The organism is Methanobacterium sp., assembly GCA_012838205.1.
Taxonomy (GTDB): Archaea; Methanobacteriota; Methanobacteria; order Methanobacteriales; family Methanobacteriaceae; genus Methanobacterium.
Window position 1 is genome coordinate 1 of the sequence record DUPR01000016.1, and the last position, 4,756, is coordinate 4,756.

Below are 4,756 nucleotides of genomic sequence, written 5' to 3' on the forward strand. Positions count from 1 at the left end.
GGATAGGTTGGAAACGTATATATACTGGATTTTGGTTACCTGTAATAAAATATGTGAAACCACGCAAAGTTACATATTACACTTATGAACCTGTGATACCTGTAACTGTTAAAATCAAGCCAGATAGAATTGAACCTTCGGCTAAGGTAGCGATTGCTGAAGGAGTATTTATCCTAGGTTTAGCTTCGGGCATTAGTGAAGGTATTGCTTTATTATCTGCTTCAGGGATAGCTCTGGGCGGTATAGGTCTTGTACTGGAATATCGAGAGCTGTATGATGTATATCATGATCCCTGGATTGAAGTTACAGTTGATGGACATAAATTATGGTTAACTTGAGAGATATAATCTCTTATTATTATTATTATATTTTTTCATGTCATGCTGTAAAATATGAGGTAAATTATGAACAAAAAAAGAAGTCTAGTAACGTTAATAATGGGTGTTGGATTTTTGGTGTCAAACCTTTGGAACTATTTAGATCGTCCATCAGACTATTTTTATTTTGTGTTGTCATTTGTTTTTTTAATGTGCATTATAGGTAGTATATTTGAACTAAAAAAAATTACCAATAAGAATTTTTTTTTGATTCTAATGTTTATACTTTTTTCAGTAATGTGGATTTTGAGTTTCATTATACCTTTCTCTCCTAGCATAGAGATTATATTCATATATAATGGACTAGCAACTCTTTTTATTAGTATTTTAATTGTATTATTATTCAAAGAGTGGGATAATTATTAAGAAGCGTTAGAAATTTGTAGTAACAGTTTTTGGGAACCCCCCAAATGACATTACACATTCTAAAAAATAAATTATTGATATAACCATGTAGGGTTTTAGATTTTTCATGTTTCTGAAAGCTTTTGTAGGGCTGTTTTGGAGTTGTAACCTAGTGTTGTGATTAGCCCTGCTAAAAATACAATTAGTTGGTGTTATTGCATACTTTTTAGATAAAACAGGATAGTACTATTGAGCATTTTTTCTAAGAAATATAACAATAAGTAGTTTTTTTTTTAGTTGTTATTAATTTTCCTAATTTTTGTTAGGGGTTCTTCCATTTTTTTGATTTGCAATGATCTATCTAGATCCTTACGCATTTGTCTTAGTTCTTCATCCCGGGTCAGGTCACGTTTATCACGTTTTTTAAGTTCTGATTTAAGCTTTCTAACTTCATCGTCAGTTGTGATAATGTTTACGCTCTCATATTCAAAAACAAGCAATGTGGGTATGAACTTCAAATATAATTTCTTTAAATTGTCAGGATGGGTTAGATAGTAGTTAACATCCACACTGGGGATGACATGGCAAATTATTGTCTTTTTGGCTTCATATCCCTCTCTGTATTGGCTAGTTGTGTGTTGAAGAACTTCCGGAACATGTGGCTAGTGATTGGCCGATAAAAACCTTCATTGTACCAGTTTCATCCGGTCATTCTGGACTCTGAGGTCCCGGTGATATGCGTCAACAGTAACTCCTTTGTATTTGTTGTAATGTGTGAATAAATAGGGTGTTTGGTATTCTAGATTTCTTTCATACTTGCAATACTGTTTCATTGTATCTAGCCCTCAAAACTTATGAATTTATGGAATTCTGATTCCGTTTTGTTTTTTCCTTCCTTGAAATGTAAACGGCAGATTTGTTTATCGTCTCTTATATTGATTAGCCTTCATTGAATTTTTGCAGTGTTAATTGCAGTAGATCTATCATTGTTAAGCCTGAACTGAACTGTGTTAGGATCATTGCCTTTTCTCGCAGTTTCCGACAGTTATCCAAAAATTCTCTTATCTGTTTAGGTGTTAGGGGGTCACGTTTATTCTTCACTTTAAATCTGTTTCTCTTCTTTTTACGTCTTTGTTGGCGTTCTTTTGGCACGTTGATTTTATCTTCGTAGAACAAGCTTTAATAATGTTTAAAAGGAATTTATATGTTTCTAGTGACAGGTTATGTTCTGCGCTATGGTTTTCGTACTGTTTCAACCATTTTTTTTTATTGATAATTTAGAGGGAGATATTTTATCTTCCTGTTTCTGTTTAGATATGGTGCGGAGTTCTTTCGGTGTTTTTCCAGTTACCTAGCAGGATTCAGTAATTGTCTGTAAGTATTCAGTTCTGGCCTTGTCTGATAAGTCTTCTAGGAAGTCTAAAACAAGTTTATCTTCTTTGATTTTTTGGACTGTTTTTCTTACTGAATATTTTTTCATGGCATAGTTTTTTTTGTCAGGTTGTATGGACATGTTAAGTGTGGGAGTGCTTGTGAAAAGTAATATGATTGAGTATTTTCGTATAATTATAACATTGATGATGATTAAAATCTAGATGGATAATCATGTCTTCTGAAGAATTTGTGAAATCTGTTATTTCCAGGGATAAAAAAGTATTCCTGAATGATTTAAAAATGCGAGCACGCTTCATAGAATCAAAATCAGATGTTGAAATACTGGCAGATTTCACAGAATACAATCCACTTCACAACGGCCACTTACATTGCCTTCTAGAGGCTAAAAAAGAAGTTCCTGAAGGAATATTCGTCGCAGTAGTTCCAGGGCCATTTGAACGCAGTGGCCGTGGAATTCCTTATATAATGACTCGTCAAGCACGTGCAGAGGCAGCAATAGCAGTGGGTGCTGATTTGGTGGTTGAAGGACCGCCCATGGGAATTATGGGATCAGGACAATACTCTTTATGTCTGGCACGCATGTTCCAAGCAATTGACGCAGATTACATACCGAGAGGATACAAACCAAGCTCAGAATTTGACATTATACTAGATAAGATTCGTAAAGGAGTGGGGGTGGCCCCCAAACCATACCGTATGGTGGACATGGAAACTGGTGATGTTCTTCTTAAAGGCAAACTCAACGAGGACAACTACGTAATAGTATCATTATCCAAATCTCTAACCAAAATAGGCTTTAACTTTCAGGATAAATTCTTATTCATACCCCGAATTGAGGGTGTTAGTGGAACCATTATAAGGGAAGCAGTAGTTACTGGAGCTTTTGAATCTGCAAAAAAGATGTTACCTTCAAAAACCCTGGAAATATTGAGAAAAGAGATTGATCAAGGCAGAGCACCCCTGAACACAGTTCGAGATGTGCAAGGAATTATTCACACAGCCAACAATGCCACAGTGCCTGATTTCAAATCTTTCAGTTTAATTGATGAACGGACTATTGAGAACATAATACAAAAAAGACCATTCACCACCATCCAACAAATTGAGGAATGCATTGCCAGAGGATTCAGCAGACATCACCGTCAAAGGGTTTTATCATCATTAGAGGTGAGGGTTGATAAGGATGATCTTTCCAGATATATTGATAATTACCCTTCAACCATACGCATATTAAACTATAAAAATAAAGAAGTGCTAAGAGAATTTAAAAAGAGAATAGTACATAGGAGGCTAGAGATATGCCAGTGAAAAATGGAGACTTTATAAAGCTTGAATACACCGGAAAAGTTCAAGAAACCGGTGATGTCTTTGACAGTACCAGTGAGGAAGTAGCAGAAGAAAATGGAATACATTCAGATAAAAAAACTTATGGGCCAGTTTCTGTAATTATAGGCGGAGGCCATGTGCTTAAAGGTATGGAAGAAGCATTAGTTGACATGGAAGAAGGTGAGGAAAAAACCATCGAGTTAACTCCCGAAGAAGCTTTCGGAGAACGAGACCCCAAATTAATACAACTGGTGCCCATGTCTGAATTTAAAAAACAGGGAATTAAACCCCAAGTAGGCATGGCCATAACTTCTGAAGGAAATACTGGAATCATACGCAGTGTTAGTGGAGGTCGGGTTCGACTGGACTTCAACCATGAACTGGCTGGTAAAAACTTGGAATACCAAGTAAAAGTTGTAGGAATAATTGAAGATGACGCAGAAAAAGTCAAAAGTCTCATCGAATTACACTATCGCACTCCCAACTTGGATAGTGAGAAACATCAAGTGGACATAGAAGAGGATAAAATAGTAATTACCATGGATGAAATGGCCAAATTCGACCAGCGTCCACACATGGAAGTAACCATGGACCGATTCCGCATATCACGAGATATTCAGGACAACATGGGCATTAAAACAGTGGAATTCGTAGATTCGTTTGTTAAAAAGGAAGAAGTAGAAGAATCTACTGAAGAAGTATCTGTTGACGAGGTTTCCACAGAAGATGTTCCTGAAAAGCTACCTGAAGAAGAAAAACAAGACTAATGTCATTTGACAAGTTTTTTCTTACAGATAGCTGATTATTTTTTTCTTCTATTTTTCTTTCTTTTATTGCGTTGTATCCTTTTTTCAGACTTTTTCTTATACTTCCCTAATTTCTGCAATATTAAAAAAGCAATGAATAAAATTAGTGAAAATCCAACAATGGCCGCTTTAAGATTTATCATTTTTTATATCCCACTCTTAGATTGCTAATTATTAAAAAAAATGAATAACTTTTTTATCACATTTTTCGAAGAATTACTTAAGGCCAAGTCAATACCTTAGGTGTTTTGACAATTTTCATTTTATCTCGCACCATAGTTGGCCAGTTAGCCTCATCAAAACCTTTTTGAGCCAGGAAACCAAAAAGCCACCTGGTAGTTCCAATACCAGTGCAACCAGTCCATAATGTGTGGTTATGAGTTTCTTTAATTGAAAATCCTTCAGTAAAATGGGTGCCATGCACGTTAGCAGAAACTGCAGCCACTCCCTTATCAACTCCTGGAACCACCAGACGCATCTCGTATTTGGGCACATCAGGAAATTCAA

8 protein-coding genes are annotated in these 4,756 nt (G+C 35.6%); 3 read left to right on the forward strand and 5 right to left on the reverse strand.

Annotation, left to right across the window (positions count from 1 at the left end):
- A partial coding sequence (locus tag GXZ72_02380; protein ID HHT18397.1) for a hypothetical protein occupies nucleotides 1-338 on the forward strand: 338 nt, incomplete at its 5' end.
- 677 nt (nucleotides 339-1,015) lie between these two features.
- Here the strand turns inward: GXZ72_02380 and GXZ72_02385 are convergent.
- From GXZ72_02385 to GXZ72_02400, 4 genes are all read right to left on the reverse strand, one after another.
- Complete coding sequence (locus GXZ72_02385) at nucleotides 1,016-1,291, reverse strand: hypothetical protein (protein HHT18398.1); 276 nt, start codon at nucleotides 1,289-1,291, stop codon at nucleotides 1,016-1,018.
- 117 nt (nucleotides 1,292-1,408) lie between these two features.
- Nucleotides 1,409-1,555 carry a hypothetical protein gene (locus tag GXZ72_02390; GenBank protein ID HHT18399.1) on the reverse strand — a complete coding sequence of 49 codons (147 nt, stop codon included), beginning with the start codon at nucleotides 1,553-1,555 and terminating at the stop codon, nucleotides 1,409-1,411.
- A gap of 106 nt (nucleotides 1,556-1,661) precedes the next feature.
- A complete protein-coding gene (locus tag GXZ72_02395) occupies nucleotides 1,662-1,898 on the reverse strand; it encodes a hypothetical protein (protein HHT18400.1) in 237 nt (78 codons plus the stop codon).
- Between the two features lie 175 nt (nucleotides 1,899-2,073).
- The gene (locus GXZ72_02400; protein HHT18401.1) at nucleotides 2,074-2,235 is read right to left on the reverse strand and encodes a hypothetical protein; all 162 of its coding nucleotides are present in this window, start codon (nucleotides 2,233-2,235) and stop codon (nucleotides 2,074-2,076) included.
- A 92-nt stretch (nucleotides 2,236-2,327) separates the two neighbouring features.
- On the opposite strand from GXZ72_02400, the gene GXZ72_02405 reads away from it, so the two are divergent.
- Both GXZ72_02405 and GXZ72_02410 read left to right on the forward strand, forming a co-directional pair.
- Nucleotides 2,328-3,425, forward strand: a complete 1,098-nt coding sequence (locus tag GXZ72_02405; protein ID HHT18402.1) for a hypothetical protein — start codon at nucleotides 2,328-2,330, stop codon at nucleotides 3,423-3,425.
- Complete coding sequence (locus GXZ72_02410; GenBank protein ID HHT18403.1) at nucleotides 3,416-4,210, forward strand: peptidylprolyl isomerase; 795 nt, start codon at nucleotides 3,416-3,418, stop codon at nucleotides 4,208-4,210. Before GXZ72_02405 ends, GXZ72_02410 begins: the two co-directional genes overlap by 10 nt.
- A gap of 259 nt (nucleotides 4,211-4,469) precedes the next feature.
- Here the strand turns inward: GXZ72_02410 and GXZ72_02415 are convergent.
- Nucleotides 4,470-4,756, reverse strand: a 287-nt coding sequence (locus GXZ72_02415) for a serine--tRNA ligase (protein ID HHT18404.1), incomplete at its 5' end; no start/stop codon positions are given.

Coding starts and splice junctions, on each gene's coding strand:
- GXZ72_02390 (HHT18399.1), bottom strand. CDS start 1,555: ATGAAACAGTATTGCAAGTATGAAAGAAATCTAGAATACCAAACACCC.
- GXZ72_02400 (HHT18401.1), bottom strand. CDS start 2,235: ATGTCCATACAACCTGACAAAAAAAACTATGCCATGAAAAAATATTCA.
- GXZ72_02405 (HHT18402.1), top strand. CDS start 2,328: ATGTCTTCTGAAGAATTTGTGAAATCTGTTATTTCCAGGGATAAAAAA.
- GXZ72_02410 (HHT18403.1), top strand. CDS start 3,416: ATGCCAGTGAAAAATGGAGACTTTATAAAGCTTGAATACACCGGAAAA.